The 12,933-nt window shown below is 61.3% G+C and carries 17 protein-coding genes and 1 pseudogene; 8 read left to right on the top strand and 10 right to left on the bottom strand.

Features of this window, described 5'->3' with window-relative positions; genetic code table 11:
• Positions 1-5: 5 nt before the first annotated feature.
• The 4 genes from CLI93_RS04450 to CLI93_RS04435 all read right to left on the bottom strand — a co-directional run bounded on the left by CLI93_RS04450 (position 6) and on the right by CLI93_RS04435 (position 2,898).
• Positions 6-1,169 carry an NADH-dependent flavin oxidoreductase gene (locus CLI93_RS04450; RefSeq protein ID WP_238946615.1) on the bottom strand — a complete coding sequence of 388 codons (1,164 nt, stop codon included), beginning with the start codon at positions 1,167-1,169 and terminating at the stop codon, positions 6-8.
• A 52-nt stretch (positions 1,170-1,221) separates the two neighbouring features.
• The gene (locus CLI93_RS04445; protein ID WP_095541811.1) at positions 1,222-1,791 is read right to left on the bottom strand and encodes an NAD(P)H-dependent oxidoreductase; all 570 of its coding nucleotides are present in this window, start codon (positions 1,789-1,791) and stop codon (positions 1,222-1,224) included.
• 13 nt (positions 1,792-1,804) lie between these two features.
• Positions 1,805-2,398, bottom strand: coding sequence for an RBBP9/YdeN family alpha/beta hydrolase (locus CLI93_RS04440; protein WP_238945752.1), 594 nt, complete (start codon positions 2,396-2,398; stop codon positions 1,805-1,807).
• Between the two features lie 116 nt (positions 2,399-2,514).
• Positions 2,515-2,898, bottom strand: coding sequence for a nuclear transport factor 2 family protein (locus tag CLI93_RS04435; RefSeq protein ID WP_238945751.1), 384 nt, complete (start codon positions 2,896-2,898; stop codon positions 2,515-2,517).
• Positions 2,899-2,969: 71 nt separating this feature from the next.
• Here CLI93_RS04435 and CLI93_RS04430 point away from each other — a divergent pair, with 71 nt between their 5' ends.
• Positions 2,970-3,371 (top strand): winged helix-turn-helix transcriptional regulator, encoded by a 402-nt coding sequence (locus CLI93_RS04430; protein ID WP_338066616.1) that lies wholly within the window; start codon positions 2,970-2,972, stop codon positions 3,369-3,371.
• 191 nt (positions 3,372-3,562) lie between these two features.
• Here the strand turns inward: CLI93_RS04430 and CLI93_RS04425 are convergent, their stop codons facing one another.
• Complete coding sequence (locus tag CLI93_RS04425; protein ID WP_095541807.1) at positions 3,563-4,249, bottom strand: type 1 glutamine amidotransferase domain-containing protein; 687 nt, start codon at positions 4,247-4,249, stop codon at positions 3,563-3,565.
• 109 nt (positions 4,250-4,358) lie between these two features.
• Between CLI93_RS04425 and CLI93_RS04420 the strand changes: the two genes are divergently transcribed.
• A complete protein-coding gene (locus CLI93_RS04420) occupies positions 4,359-5,282 on the top strand; it encodes a LysR family transcriptional regulator (protein ID WP_095995706.1) in 924 nt (307 codons plus the stop codon).
• 319 nt (positions 5,283-5,601) lie between these two features.
• Here CLI93_RS04420 and CLI93_RS04415 read toward each other — a convergent pair whose 3' ends face one another.
• Complete coding sequence (locus tag CLI93_RS04415) at positions 5,602-6,507, bottom strand: LysR substrate-binding domain-containing protein (protein WP_095995705.1); 906 nt, start codon at positions 6,505-6,507, stop codon at positions 5,602-5,604.
• Between the two features lie 115 nt (positions 6,508-6,622).
• On the opposite strand from CLI93_RS04415, the gene CLI93_RS04410 reads away from it, so the two are divergent.
• On the top strand, positions 6,623-7,297 hold the full coding sequence (locus CLI93_RS04410; protein WP_095995704.1) for an FMN-dependent NADH-azoreductase: 675 nt from the start codon (positions 6,623-6,625) through the stop codon (positions 7,295-7,297).
• A 112-nt stretch (positions 7,298-7,409) separates the two neighbouring features.
• Here CLI93_RS04410 and CLI93_RS04405 read toward each other — a convergent pair whose 3' ends face one another.
• Positions 7,410-8,015, bottom strand: coding sequence for a nitroreductase family protein (locus tag CLI93_RS04405; protein ID WP_095995703.1), 606 nt, complete (start codon positions 8,013-8,015; stop codon positions 7,410-7,412).
• A gap of 70 nt (positions 8,016-8,085) precedes the next feature.
• Complete coding sequence (locus CLI93_RS04400; protein WP_095552212.1) at positions 8,086-8,544, bottom strand: DMT family transporter; 459 nt, start codon at positions 8,542-8,544, stop codon at positions 8,086-8,088.
• Positions 8,545-8,639: 95 nt separating this feature from the next.
• Between CLI93_RS04400 and CLI93_RS04395 the strand changes: the two genes are divergently transcribed.
• Entirely contained in the window at positions 8,640-9,545 is a 906-nt protein-coding gene (locus tag CLI93_RS04395; RefSeq protein ID WP_095541800.1) for a LysR family transcriptional regulator, read from the top strand.
• On the opposite strand, the pseudogene CLI93_RS04390 reads toward CLI93_RS04395, so the two are convergent.
• Together CLI93_RS04390 and CLI93_RS15535 are read right to left on the bottom strand one after the other, a co-directional pair.
• Positions 9,542-9,988 (bottom strand): annotated as a pseudogene (locus tag CLI93_RS04390) (integrase core domain-containing protein); the annotation flags it as partial. The gene CLI93_RS04395 and the pseudogene CLI93_RS04390 sit on opposite strands and share 4 nt — an antisense overlap.
• A gap of 131 nt (positions 9,989-10,119) precedes the next feature.
• On the bottom strand, positions 10,120-10,350 hold the full coding sequence (locus tag CLI93_RS15535) for a nitroreductase family protein (RefSeq protein WP_095541799.1): 231 nt from the start codon (positions 10,348-10,350) through the stop codon (positions 10,120-10,122).
• Between the two features lie 100 nt (positions 10,351-10,450).
• Here CLI93_RS15535 and CLI93_RS04380 point away from each other — a divergent pair, with 100 nt between their 5' ends.
• From CLI93_RS04380 to CLI93_RS04365, 4 genes are read left to right on the top strand one after another with little or no spacing between them, the layout of a single operon-like run.
• Positions 10,451-10,792 (top strand): ArsR/SmtB family transcription factor, encoded by a 342-nt coding sequence (locus CLI93_RS04380; protein ID WP_238945749.1) that lies wholly within the window; start codon positions 10,451-10,453, stop codon positions 10,790-10,792.
• Between the two features lie 52 nt (positions 10,793-10,844).
• Positions 10,845-11,258 carry an arsenate reductase (glutaredoxin) gene (arsC, locus tag CLI93_RS04375; RefSeq protein WP_095541798.1) on the top strand — a complete coding sequence of 138 codons (414 nt, stop codon included), beginning with the start codon at positions 10,845-10,847 and terminating at the stop codon, positions 11,256-11,258.
• Positions 11,259-11,260: 2 nt separating this feature from the next.
• The gene (arsB, locus tag CLI93_RS04370; RefSeq protein ID WP_095541797.1) at positions 11,261-12,268 is read left to right on the top strand and encodes an ACR3 family arsenite efflux transporter; all 1,008 of its coding nucleotides are present in this window, start codon (positions 11,261-11,263) and stop codon (positions 12,266-12,268) included.
• 13 nt (positions 12,269-12,281) lie between these two features.
• Positions 12,282-12,734 (top strand): ArsI/CadI family heavy metal resistance metalloenzyme, encoded by a 453-nt coding sequence (locus tag CLI93_RS04365; RefSeq protein WP_095541796.1) that lies wholly within the window; start codon positions 12,282-12,284, stop codon positions 12,732-12,734.
• Positions 12,735-12,933 lie beyond the last annotated feature (199 nt).

Here is a 12,933-nt window from a genome sequence, read left to right as displayed (position 1 = left end):
TGTCTTCAATTTTTCTGGCGTTTTTCACGCTTCAGCGGCGGCAGCCAATCGGGCGCTTTCAGGCAAAGCTGCCACAAGCGCTCTGGAATGCCATAGCGGTCGGCGCGCGCCGGGTCGAGTTCGGTGATGATGTCGCCGTCTTTGCCTTGTGCCAGAAGTTCCGCCAAATCGGGGTTGAGCATCACCGCCTTGCCAAGGCCAATAAACTCGGCCCAGCCGCTTTCCCAGGCGGACAATATGGCTGGGCGGTCAAGCAGGTTGCCGACGCCTATCAGGGGAATTCGCCCGTTGATATGGCTGTGCAGCAGGCGCATCCGCGTTTGATTGGCGTCGGCTCCGCGTCGCGCTTTGCCATGAAAGCTGGCGAGTGAAACGTGCAGGTATTGCAGCGGTTTTTCTGTCAATGCGTCGATGAGTGCAAAGCTGTCTGCCATCGTCAGGCCGTCTGCGCCGTCTTCTTCGGGCGAAAAACGGTAGCCGATGATGAAGTCGGGGCGCTGCATGGCTTCTCGAACGGCAACGACGGCATCCACCACGGCCAGCGGAAAGCGCATGCGTCTTTCCCGGCTGCCGCCCCATTCGTCCGTGCGCCGGTTGCTTTTGGCCGAATAAAACTGCTGCAATAAAAAGCCGTTGGCGCCGTGGATTTCCACGCCGTCAAAGCCGGCGCGAATCGCCAAATCGGTGGCACGGGCGAAGGCGCCAATCAGGGCGTAAATGTCGGCTTGCGCAGCTTCCCGCGCTTCGCCGTCGGCACTTGGCGCGAGGCGCTGCGCGCCGGCGGGAATGGCGGGATAAGGCAGCACGCCATCGTGCATGACGACGGATTTGCCGCCGTGGTGAAGTTGCAGTATCGCTTTTGCGCCCTGCGCCTGAATGATACGGGCCGTTTCCCGCAAGCCGGGCAGGTGCTGCTCGCCCGCCGCTTCCGGCTCGCCGTAGAAGGATTTGCCTTCCGGCGATACGCAGGTGGCGGCGGTGATGAACATGCCAAAGCCCTGGGCGCGGTTGCCAATAAAACGGCGCTCTTCGTCGCTCAGCGCGCCGTCTTCATGCGAGGCGTAATGCGTCATCGGCGCAACCACAAGGCGATTTTTGAGGGCAATGCCGTTATTGAGGCGACAAGGCGAAAACAGCGCAATACCAGCAGGATTCATGGTCGTTTTCATAGGGATGGGCAAAAATCTCCGCGCCGGGCGCAGATTTTCAAAGTGTCGTGGTTCATATCGTTTGTGCGGGTTTGATTGAGAGGGTTGTTTCCAGCCAATCCAGATAATCGGCTGCGCTTTGCTCGATCACGGCGCGGGCGGCATCGTCATAGGCGGCGTTGCTGTCGATGGTGTGGAAAACAAAGGGCGGGCGATAATCGGCGTTGCAGTATTTCATGGTCAATTCAAAAGGGCGCAAGACCTCGGCAACGCCGTAGCCGATTTTGCCGTCCACGCGGTAATCCGCAGCCGGTGTGCCAAGAGACACCGCCAAGGCGACGGTTTTGCCTGCCAGCGCTTTGCCTTGGCTGCCGTAGGCCCAACCGTAGGTGAGCACTTCGTCCAGCCATTTTTTCAGAAGCGGCGGGCAGTTGAACCAGTACACCGGAAATTGCAGGACGATTTTCCGGTGCGCATCCACCCGCGCCTGCTCGGCGGCGACGTCGATATGGCCGTCGGGATAGGCGTCATAGATTTCATGCACCGTGGCGCAATCCCGGTGACGCACGGCGTCCAGCCAGCGCCGGTTGACCACGGATCGGGATATATCCGGATGGGCAGCGATAATCAGGGTTTGTGACATATGGTTTCTCCGGTCAAAATGCGTCGCCTGGCAAAGCCGCCATCACCGCCTGCAAGGCCTGTGGCAGCTGGGTAAAGCCATCTGAAGCGAGCAAATGCCCGCCCTGGGAAATGCGGATCACGGCGCTGCTCAGGCTGTTGGCCAGTTTTTGGCTTTCTTCCGGGGCAACAATGGGGTCGTTGTCGCTGATAATGCTGGTCATGTGCGGCGTCATGGCGCGAATGGCGGGCAAATCCAGGCGCACCTGCGCCACATAATCATCGACGCTGTAGCCGTTGATTTCAGAAAGTCCGGGCAGCTTGCCGGCAAACCCCGAAGCCAACACCAAAGCGCCAATGCGCGCGGGGCGGGTGTGCGACAAATAATGCAGCAGGCTGATGGTGCCCAGGCTGTGGGCAATGAAAATATCCTCCGCGCCCGGCGTGCCAATGGCAGCGGCCAATGCCTGTTGCCAACGGGCAAAATCCGGCGCATGGCTATCGGGGAGGGCAATGCGCTGTACGCGCAAACCCTGCGCCTGCAATTGCTCGGCCAGCCACGGAAACCAGTGGTCCTCCGGGCTTGCGCCATAACCGTGAATAATAAAAATGCGTTTTGGCGCGGTCATGGCGGTTTCCTTTTTCGGCGGCGAAACACAGGCCGCAAGCAGCAACGCGGCAGCGCCAATGCAAAAATGGCGGCGGGGAATATCGGGTTTCATGGGGATCCTTGGCATATAAACACTCAGGCTGCGCCGGTCACCACCGCATGCTCGCGGAAAACCTGCCAGCGGCTGCCGTCATGGCGCAGCATCAGGGTAAAAACGATGCGCTTTTCGCCCTGCCCCAAATCCATGCGCCGGGTGGCGGTGACATAACCGATGCCCTCATGCGCCTCGGCATGGTTGAAAATCACGGCGGTATTGAGCGGCGCAGCGCCCGCGTCTTTCAAGGATTGGAAAAAAGCGAGGTTTTGCGCGTAGTCGAACGTCAGGGTTTCGCCGTTTTCGTGCACCATCACGATGCGCAAATCCGGCGCATAACAGGCGGCAAGCGCTTCCATGCGGTAATGGCAACCGCTGTCGATGAGATGGCGCACGGCGGCGGTGAGATCGGGATCAAGGTTCATGGGGATTCCCAGGCTTTATTACAACAAGGCCGCATCTTATAATCGCGCTTGCCAATCGCCAAGTACGCACCTTGACGCTACATACTTACCCGGAAGAAAGCGCCATGATCCAAATCCCCTGCGGCCCGCAAAGCGGCCATTGCACCCTTGATGCCATTGAAGACAGCGGCGTCGGCTATACCCTGTCGCTGATCGGCGGCAAATACAAAATGGTGATTCTGTACTGGCTGTACCGCGAAGGCGTGGTGCGCTTCAATGGCTTGCAGCGCCTGATCGGCGGCATTTCCTATAAAACGCTCTCCAGCACCCTGAAAGAACTGGAACGCGACGGCCTGATTATCCGCACCGAATATCCGCAAATTCCGCCCAAGGTGGAATATCGCCTCTCCGACAGCGGGCAATCGCTGATCCCGATACTGGATGCAATGTGCGAATGGGGCCATGCGCAGCGCGCGGCAAAAGCGCAAGCCTGACTGCGCATGTGCGGCCATCAAGCGCTTACCGCGAGAAAATGGCTGCGCTTGGCGTTTTGCCCTGCACAGCCACATCAAACAAGTCTTGATGCAATTGGATTGCGCAATGACATAGCCCCGCGATTGCGCGCAGTGGCAATGCCGGTACATGCCGCCCTCTGCACACCACCCATGCAAAGGGCGTCTCCTATTCAGTCTTGCAGCAGACCGAGCACGGCTTCGGCCACGCCCTGCGCTGAAGCCGGGTTTTGCCCGGTGACCAGGCGCTCGCTGACCACCACCTGTTTCTGGAAATTGGCGGCGGGCAAATGCCGCGCGCCGCGTTCGATCAGTTTGTCGGCAAGCAGAAAGGGCACGGTGTCGTGCAGGCCGACGGCGCGCTCTTCGTCGTTGGTGAAGGCGGCGACGTCTTTGCCGTCCACCAGATAGCGGCCATTATCGAGACGGATGTTGACCAGCCCCGCCGGGCCGTGGCACACCGCCGCCACCACGCCGCCCTGCTGGTAAATGCGCGCGGCAATATCGGCCAGCGCCGGGTCATCGGCAAAATCCCACATGGTGGCGTGGCCGCCGGCGTAAAAAATGGCGGCGTAATCGGCGGGGTTGATTTGCGCCGGGGACAGCGTGGTTTCGGTTTTTGCGCGCAATTCGGGGGTATTCCAGAATTTGGCGTTGCGCGCGTCGCTCAAATCCAGCCCGTCCGCCTGGGTTTTGCCACCCTTGGGGCTGGCGAAATCCACGGCAAAACCGGCTTCGCTGAACACGAAATACGGGTGGCTCACTTCGGAAAGGTAAAAACCGCTGGGGGCGGCGCTGGCATCATCGGCCGCGCCTTTGCGGTCGTGGCTGGTGAGGATGAAAAGAATGCGTTTTGACATGGTGAATCCTTGGGTAAAAAGAACAGGCAATCGTCCGTTTGGACAGGCGCACGATACGCGGCAAAATTTACACCATAAACACCCAAACAAACCCTATACTTTCGCCAATATGACCCAAATAGATTTGCACAACCTCGACGATCTGGCCGTTTTCGTGCATGCAGCCGAGGCCGAAAGCTTTTCCGCTGCGGCGCGGACGCTGCATCTGGATCCGAAAATGGTCAGCAAGCGCATTGCCCGGCTGGAAGCGGCGCTGGGCGTGCGCCTGTTCATCCGCAACACCCGCCATCTGGCCATCACCGAGGAAGGCCGGCAGGCGCTTGCCCATGCGCGCACAGCGCTGGCGGCGATTGCGGAAATCGGTCAGAGCCTGGCCGGCGATGCGCTTTCGGGGCCGATCCGGGTGGCCGCCCCCGCGCCTTTCGGGCGCAAATATCTGGCCGCAGCCATGGCCGAATTTGCCGCCCGCCATCCCGCCGTGGGCTTCGATCTTTCCCTCTCCGATCAGGTGGCCGATCTGTACGGCGGCCATTTCGACTTGGCGCTGCGCATCGGCGATCTGCCCGATTCGCGCCTGATTGCGCGCCCTCTGGCCGTCAACCGCCGAATATTGGTGGCCGCGCCGGGCTACCTGAAAACCCACGGCGCGCCGCAAACGCCCGACGAGCTGCCCGCGCACCGCTGCCTGATCTTCGCCTACCCCGGCCTGCGCCACGACCAATGGGCGCTGCAACACGCCGACGGCCGCCAATGCAGCGTGCGCGTGACCAGCCCCTTCAGCAGCGACAGCGGCGAAGTGCTGCACGCCTGGAGCCGCGCCGGGCTGGGCATTGCCCTGCGCGAAACCTGGGACGTGCACGCGGCGCTGGCCGCAGGCGCACTGGTTCGCGTTCTGCCGGACTGGCAGGCGCTGCCCGGCCACATCCACCTCGTGCGCCCGCAGCGCCACCCGCCCACCCGCCGCGTGGCCGCCTTCATGGATTTTCTCTGCGAAAAATGGCGCGATGCGCCCTGGGATACCACAGTGCAGTGACAGCGCCCTGATCTTGCAACACCTGACGCCATGAAGCGCGCCTGCTCGCCGCCTTGCTGCGGGTGTTGGAGGGGGATGGGATGAACCCGTAAACAGCATTTCGATGCGACGCCATTTCAGCCTGCGGGGAAAACGGCAGCCGCAGAGCATCAAGCGCTTGCCGCTTGACATCGCTCAAAAAATGTCTGCGGCGGTCTGCCCTTAAGCTTTGACAATTGGATGCCGTGGATTGGCGCAGGCCGTAACCCAACAATTATTGAAGTCATCCAGCTGGGCCATGCTGGGTTTTCGCTGCGCCGCAAGCTGCGCTTGCCGCCCTTCACGCATTTTCCAGATCTGGATTGACATCCTCGCTCCAGCCCAGCAGCCACTCTTTCACCGCTTGCGTGGCGGGGGCGAGGGGGCGTTTGGCGGGGGTGCAGACGTGGTAAAACTGCCCCGGCAGGTGCGGTTCGCACACCACCTCCAGCAGGTTCAGGCGCAGTTCTTCGCGCAGCAGCGGCAGCCCCAGCAGGGCGACGCCTTGCCCGGCCAGGACGGCTTGCAGGGCGTGGGTGCCGTCGGAATAGCGCGCGCCGGTTTGCATAGCCTGCGGCGGCAGATTGGCGGCGCGCGCCCAGGCAGCCCAGTCCAGCGCTTGTTGCGCAGGCCCGCGCCAGTTCAGGTGAATCAGCGGCCATTGCGTGGCATCGGCCGGCAGGCGTTGCTTGAGCCAGGGCGCGGCCACGGGGGCGAAGCATTCTTGAAACAGCGCCTCGGCCTCTACGCCGGGCCACGGCCCTTGACCATAGCGCACGGCCAAATCGGCGGCGCCCGCATTCAAATCCACCGGCTGGTAACTGGCGTGTACGTGCAAGTCCACCGCCGGGCAGGCGGCCTGAAATGCCGCCAGCTTGGGCACCAGCCATTGCCCGGCGAAATCGGGCGTGACCGATAGCGTCACTCGCGCCCGCCCGGGACTGCGAACGCGCGCCACAGCGGCGGCGATGCCGTCCAGCCCATCGCTGACCGCCGCCCACAGCAGCCGCCCTTCCGCCGTCAAGGCCACGGCGCGCACCTGCCGCACAAACAGCGCACAGCCCAGCGCTTCCTCCAGCGCGCGGATGCGGTGGCTGACCGCCGTGGCGCTGACGGAAAGCTCCACTGCCGCCGCCTTGAAACTGCCCAGACGCGCCGCCGCTTCAAACACGGCCAAAGCATCGAGCGAAGGCAATAAACGGGACATAGATAGATGAGAAAAAGTTATTCATTGGCTGAAAATATACCGTTTGTCAGCAATACAGTTCAAGCTCAAAATGGGTTTTCACATTCATTTGATTCATCCGTCAAAAGGAAAACCCATGACCACTTTGCTACATCTGGACGCCAGCGCCCGCCCCGGCCTTTCCGGTCAGGATGCCTACGGCTCGCACACCCGCCGCCTGTCGGCCCGCTTCGTTGCGCAATGGCGACAGCACCAGCCCGACGCGCGCGTGATTTACCGCGACGTCGGCCAGCATCCGCCCGCGCCTGTGAGCGGCCAATGGATACACGCCGCCTTCACCCCCGAAGCGCAGCGCGAGGACTGGATGCACGAGGCGCTGCGCGAAAGCGATGCCTTGATTGACGAGCTGCTGGCGGCCGATGTCATCGTGGCCGGCGTGCCCATGTACAACTTTGGCCCGCCCGCCCAGTGCAAGGCCTGGGTGGACAACATCGTGCGCGTGGGGCGTACCTTCGGCTTTGACCGCAGCCGCGCGGGCGATCCGTACTGGCCACTCTTGGCCGGGTTGGGCAAACGCGCCGTGGTGCTCACCTCGCGCGGCGATTACGGCTACGACGGCGGCAAGATGCAGGGCAAAAACCACGTCGAAGCCAGCCTGTTCACCGCGCTGGCCTACCTGGGCATTACCGAACACCACAGCATCGCCGTCGAATACGATGAATACGCCGACGAGCGCCTCACTCAATCGCTGCGCGATGCCGAAGCTGCGGTGGATGCGCTGGCGGCGCGACTGACGGCTGCGATGGCATAAGTGTGGCCGGTCTGCGGACATAAGCGCCGCTAGCGGCATAGCCGGGCCGCCGCCCTGATGCCCGAAAAATGGCTGCGCCCGGCGTTTTGACCCACACAGCCGCACCAACCCCTCAAATCCGCCGCCATAGCTGCTCGACCGGCGCCCGCACTTTCTGCGCCTGGGCGACCGCCGCTTTGCCCACGGCCACCAGCAGCACGGGCAGATGGCTTTCCGGCAAACTCGCCAGCTTGCGCACCGCGGCGGGGTCGAAGCCGCTCATGGGGCAACTGGCCCAGCCTGCCTCGGCGGCGGCCAGCATCAGCGCCATAGCCGCCAGCGAAGCGCTGCGCATGGCCTCGTCGCGCTGGGCCTGGGGTTGTTCGTGGAAGGCGGACTGGGCGAACGCCGCCCAGCCGTCGGCGGTGGCCTGATCCATTTGTCCGGCTGCGACCACCGGCTGCAATCGCTCCGCCAGGGCTTGGTAACCCAGCAGATCGCCGCTGATGATGAAAACGGCGGCAGCCTGCAAGATCTTGGGCTGCCTGAAGGCCGCTTCACACAAAGCCTGCTTGGCTTCGGGCGAGCAAACGGTGGTGAAGCGCCAGTTATGCAGGTGGAAGGCCAAGGGCGCGAGGCTGGCGGCCTGCGCCAGATGCCGCAGCTCGGCATCGCTGATGGCGCTTTCGGCAAAGGCATGGGCGGAGCTGCGCCGGCGCAGCAGTTCCATCAAATTCATGAATCAGGACTCCTTTGAATAAAACCATGGGTGCACGGCTGACAGGACACGCGGTATGGCGCAAGGGCGTTCAACCTTCGCCTCGCCCGGCCCATTGCAGCCAGGCCGCGCCGAGCAGCACCAGCGCCACCCCGCCGATGCGCCCCGGATTGGCCGCTTTCACCGGCAAGCCCATCAGGCCGAAATGGTCGATGGCGACCGAAATCAGCACCTGCCCGGCCACCACGCACAGCATGAACGGCGCCGCGCCGATGCGCGGCACCAGCAACAATGCGCCGGTTACGAAGGCCGCCCCCCAAAGCCCGCCCGACCATGCCCACCACGGCAGCGCGGACACTGCCGGGAATTTGGCGGCGGGCACGCGAAACCACAGCAACAAGGGCAGCACGCACAACAAGCTGACCAGCAGCGACACCAAAGTCGCCCACAAGGGATGCCCCAGGGTTCGACCAAGCAAGGCATTGGCACCGGCCTGAAACGGTACCGCCATGCCGATTAAAAAAGCGGCCAATAAAAACAGGGTCTGCATATCGCCTCCTATTGAAAATATTTCGCTCAGGCGGCATGATTGATTATTCTTTTAATTTATGGAAATTCTATTTTTGAATATTGGATATTCTCTCCATGAATAATCTGAGCCGCATCGACCTCAACCTGCTGCTGACCCTGCACGTGCTATTGCAGGAGCGGCACATCAGCCGCGCTGCCGCGCGTTTGCATAAAAGCCAGCCCGCCGTCAGCCATGCCCTGGCGCGGCTGCGCGAGCTGTTCGACGATCCGCTTTTGGTGCGCGAAGGCAATACGCTGCGCCCCAGCGCCAAGGCGCAGGCCTTGCAGCAACCGCTGCAACAGGCGCTGGCCGGCTTGCAGCAGGTGGTGATGCCGGAGCCATTCACGCCCGCGCACAGCCGGCGGCATTTCCGCCTGGCCATGTCCGATTACGCGGCCACGCTGCTGCTGCCCGCCCTGCTGCGGCGACTGCGCGAACACGCCCCGCACATCACGCTGGGCATCAGCCAAGGCAGCCGCGAGGCCATGCTGGCCGCCGTTGCCGATGGCCAAACCGATCTGGCGCTGGGCGTTTTCCCGCAGCCGCCCGCGCAGGTGCAGCACGAGGCGCTGTTTGAAGAACGCTTCGTCAGCGTGGCCGATGCCGCCAGCCTGCCGCCGGGCGGCGCCTTGTCGCTGCAAGCCTGGCTGGCGCGCCCGCACGTGGCGGTGGCCATGCGCCCGGACATGGAGGGTGAAATCGAACGCGCCCTGCAACAGCGGCATTTGCGCCGCCGCATCGCCGTCAGCCTGCCGCATTGGCGCGTGGCCGCCGAGCTGTTGCCCGGCACGGAATTCATCCTGACCATCGCCCGCCGCAGCCTGCCGCCCGAGGCGCAAACGCCCGGCCTGCGCCGCTTCGAGCCGCCACTGCCGATCCCGCCTTTCGTGTTCGGCCAGATCTGGCACCCGCGCAACGCGCACGACCCGGCCTTGTGCTGGCTGCGGGCGCAGATAGCCGACATCTTGGGCAATCTTTAGATGTCACATCCCGCACGATCATATGGCCGCTTGTTGAACAGATCAGGCCGTTCTCGATACCATAGTTTCATGACCTGCATGGGCGTTTGGCCCTTGAGGGCAGACTGCGGCAGCTGGTGGTTGTACAAGGCCACGTAGCGCAGCAGCGTTTGCTGCAGGTCTTGGGCGCTGTTGAAGCGGTGGGTCTTGAGGATGTCGGCAATGCGCCCATTGAAGCGCTCGGCCATGCCGTTGGTTCTGGGTGTGCGCGGTCGCGTCAGGCGGTCCTCAATGCCCAGCTGCGCGCACAGCGCATCGAACTCATGCGGCTTGCCCGCTGCACCATTGCAGGCCAACAGGCCGTTGCTGAACTCCTTGCCGTTGTCGGTCAATATCTTGCTGATCCGAATGGGGCAGGCCTTGTGCAAGGCGTGCAAGAAGGCTTTGGCGCTGGCGGCGCGACTGACGGCTGCGATGGCGTGAGTGTGGCCGGCCTGCGCACATGAGCGCCGCTGGCGGCATAGCCGGGCCGCCGTCCTGATGCCCGAAAAATGGCTGCGCCCGGCGTTTTGACCCACACAGCCGCACCAACCCCTCATATCCGCCGCCATAGCTGCTCAACCGGCGCCCGCACTTTCTGCGCCTGGGTCGCCGCTTTGCCCACGGCCACCAGCAGCACGGGCAGATGGCTTTCCGGCAAGCCCGCCAGCTGGCGCACGGCAGCGGGATCGAAGCCGCTCATGGGGCAGCTGGCCCAGGCTGCCTGAAAGGGATTTTCTGTCTTCAGGCAGCCTTCCTCGCAGTGGTGCGAGCCGTTCTGAGCCATCAAAGTGACAACATCGCATCAATGATTCAATAGTTCTTGAAAAATTGTTTTGATGGGAGTAGGATGTGCCACATCCTGCTGTCAACCCGAAATGCAAGTGATGAGTCCCGAACCGAATCGCGAGCTGGATACCGAACAAGCCAGCTTTTTGTTTGAAAGTCTGTCGTCTCCGGTGCGGCTGGCCGTGTTTCAAGCACTTTCGGCCATGGGTACACAGGGCATGACGGCAGGCGATTTGGCCAGGCAATTGAATCTGGCGTCAAACAACCTGTCTTTTCATCTCAAAACCTTGAGCCACTCGCGCTTGGTCAGCAGCCAACAGGAGGGGCGATTTGTGCGCTATTACGCCAATTTGGAGCTGATGCTGGCACTGACCCGGTTCTTGAGCAACAACTGCTGCCGCAACAGCCGCGAATGCTGTGATACGCAGGGCGCTTGCTGATGCGCTATTTTTTATCGCCTATCATTTCAATAATTCTTGATAAGTTGAAACCATGAAACACACTGCCACGATTTACCACAATCCTGATTGCGGCACCTCGCGCAATACCCTGGCCTTGATTCGTCATCTGGGGATGGAGGCTGAGGTGATTCATTATTTGCAAACCCCACCCGATGAAGCCTGTTTGCGTGATTTGCTGGCAAAAATGAACCTCACCGCGCGGCAATTGCTGCGCACCAATGTGCCGCCTTATGCCGCATTGGGGCTGGCGGACGAAACACTGGACGAGCATGCGCTGATTCAGGCGATGCTGGCCGAGCCGATTTTGATCAATCGGCCCATTGTGGTGACGCAACTGGGTGTGCGCCTGTGCCGGCCATCGGAAGTGCTGCTGGACATCGCCCCTGTGGCGTTGACGGCAGATTTTGTCAAGGAAGATGGCGAAATTGTGCGGGCAAGGGTTTGATGATGGGGATTTTCGAACGCTTTTTAAGCCTGTGGGTCGCGTTGGCCATTGCGGCAGGCGTCTTGTTGGGTACATGGCAACCGGATCTGTTTGCCGCCATTGCCCGCATGGAAGTGGCGCACATCAATCTGCCGGTCGCATTGCTGATCTGGCTGATGATTTATCCGATGATGGTGCAGATTGATTGGTCTGCCGTGAAAAAAGCGGGCAGCCAGCCCAAGGGCTTGTTACTGACGGTATTTGTCAACTGGCTGATCAAGCCATTCAGCATGGCTTTGATTGGCTGGTTGTTTTTCCGTTTTTTGTTTTCTGGTTGGGTGGACGAAGCATCGGCCACACAATACATTGCCGGCATGATCTTGCTGGGTGTTGCGCCCTGCACTGCGATGGTCTTTGTCTGGTCGCAGCTGGTACGCGGGGATGCCGGTTATACCTTGGTGCAGGTTTCGGTGAATGATGTCATCATGATTTTTGCCTTTGCACCGATCGCAGGCTTTTTGCTGGGTATCAGCAATATCAGCATCCCTTGGCAAACCCTGATCTACAGCACCGTGCTGTATGTGTTGTTGCCGCTTGTGGCAGGCTGGCTGACCCGCGTGCTGCTCAAACACGCAGCCGCTCGCATTCACCGGCTTGCGGTGAAGCTCAAGCCTTTTTCCATGGCTGGTTTGCTGCTGACGGTATTGCTGCTGTTTGCCTTTCAGGCACAAACCATTTTGAGCCAGCCTTTCATCATTTTGCTGATTGCCATTCCGCTACTGGTACAAACCTACGGCATATTTTTTCTTGCACACGGCCTTGCCATGCGCTTGAAACTGCCGCCGGCAATTGCCGCGCCAGCCTGCCTGATTGGCACCAGCAATTTTTTCGAACTGGCGGTGGCCGTGGCCATATCGCTGTTCGGTCTGCATTCCGGGGCGGCCTTGGCTACCGTGGTTGGCGTACTGGTGGAAGTGCCGGTCATGCTGTCGCTGGTGGCTTGGCTGAACCGGCGTTCCTCGCCCCACTGATAGGAGTCAAACCATGAAGCGTCTGCACATCCACCTTTCCGTTGATGATCTTGAAGAAAACATCCGTTTTTATTCCGGTATATTTGCCAGCGCGCCCACCGTGCGTAAAGACGATTACGCCAAATGGATGCTGGAAGACCCGCGCGTCAACTTTGCCATTTCCACGCGCGCCCAAGGCCGTGGCATCAACCATTTGGGCATTCAGGCTGAAAGTGCCGAAGAATTGACGGAAATTCACCAGCGCGTGCAGCAGGCCGGCCTGATTTCGCGGGCGGAACCGGCGGCCAATTGCTGTTATGCCCATTCCGACAAACACTGGCTGCAAGACCCGCAAGGCGTAGTGTGGGAAGCATTTCACACTTTGGCGGAAGTTCCAGTCTATGGCGGCTGCCGGTTTTCACCTGAAAATCAACACGCCGCAGGCAATACAAATACACCCTGCTGCCCGACAAAACAGCCGTCCTGAGGCTACCTGAAAGCTGCTTGTGCAAAACCAACGCCCATAGTGCGGGCGTTGGCTTTTCCGGCAGGGGCGATGGTTGTGATGGGCAGCCCGCGCTTGCCTGTCCATCCTTGCAAGCCAAGGCTCAGGCATTGAGCGCCGGGTAGTCGGTATAGCCTTTTTCGCCGCCACCGAACAGGGTGGCGCGGTCGGCCGGGTTGAG

The organism is Vandammella animalimorsus, from assembly GCF_002288875.1.
GTDB lineage: Bacteria > Pseudomonadota > Gammaproteobacteria > Burkholderiales > Burkholderiaceae_C > Lampropedia > Lampropedia animalimorsus.
This window is presented reverse-complemented; position numbering and strand designations above follow the sequence as displayed.

Coding starts and splice junctions, on each gene's coding strand:
- CLI93_RS04450 (WP_238946615.1), bottom strand. CDS start 1,169: ATGAAAACGACCATGAATCCTGCTGGTATTGCGCTGTTTTCGCCTTGT.
- CLI93_RS04445 (WP_095541811.1), bottom strand. CDS start 1,791: ATGTCACAAACCCTGATTATCGCTGCCCATCCGGATATATCCCGATCC.
- CLI93_RS04440 (WP_238945752.1), bottom strand. CDS start 2,398: ATGACCGCGCCAAAACGCATTTTTATTATTCACGGTTATGGCGCAAGC.
- CLI93_RS04435 (WP_238945751.1), bottom strand. CDS start 2,898: ATGAACCTTGATCCCGATCTCACCGCCGCCGTGCGCCATCTCATCGAC.
- CLI93_RS04425 (WP_095541807.1), bottom strand. CDS start 4,249: ATGTCAAAACGCATTCTTTTCATCCTCACCAGCCACGACCGCAAAGGC.
- CLI93_RS04420 (WP_095995706.1), top strand. CDS start 4,359: ATGACCCAAATAGATTTGCACAACCTCGACGATCTGGCCGTTTTCGTG.
- CLI93_RS04415 (WP_095995705.1), bottom strand. CDS start 6,507: ATGTCCCGTTTATTGCCTTCGCTCGATGCTTTGGCCGTGTTTGAAGCG.
- CLI93_RS04410 (WP_095995704.1), top strand. CDS start 6,623: ATGACCACTTTGCTACATCTGGACGCCAGCGCCCGCCCCGGCCTTTCC.
- CLI93_RS04405 (WP_095995703.1), bottom strand. CDS start 8,015: ATGAATTTGATGGAACTGCTGCGCCGGCGCAGCTCCGCCCATGCCTTT.
- CLI93_RS04400 (WP_095552212.1), bottom strand. CDS start 8,544: ATGCAGACCCTGTTTTTATTGGCCGCTTTTTTAATCGGCATGGCGGTA.
- CLI93_RS04395 (WP_095541800.1), top strand. CDS start 8,640: ATGAATAATCTGAGCCGCATCGACCTCAACCTGCTGCTGACCCTGCAC.
- CLI93_RS15535 (WP_095541799.1), bottom strand. CDS start 10,350: ATGGCTCAGAACGGCTCGCACCACTGCGAGGAAGGCTGCCTGAAGACA.
- CLI93_RS04380 (WP_238945749.1), top strand. CDS start 10,451: ATGAGTCCCGAACCGAATCGCGAGCTGGATACCGAACAAGCCAGCTTT.
- arsC (WP_095541798.1), top strand. CDS start 10,845: ATGAAACACACTGCCACGATTTACCACAATCCTGATTGCGGCACCTCG.
- arsB (WP_095541797.1), top strand. CDS start 11,261: ATGGGGATTTTCGAACGCTTTTTAAGCCTGTGGGTCGCGTTGGCCATT.
- CLI93_RS04365 (WP_095541796.1), top strand. CDS start 12,282: ATGAAGCGTCTGCACATCCACCTTTCCGTTGATGATCTTGAAGAAAAC.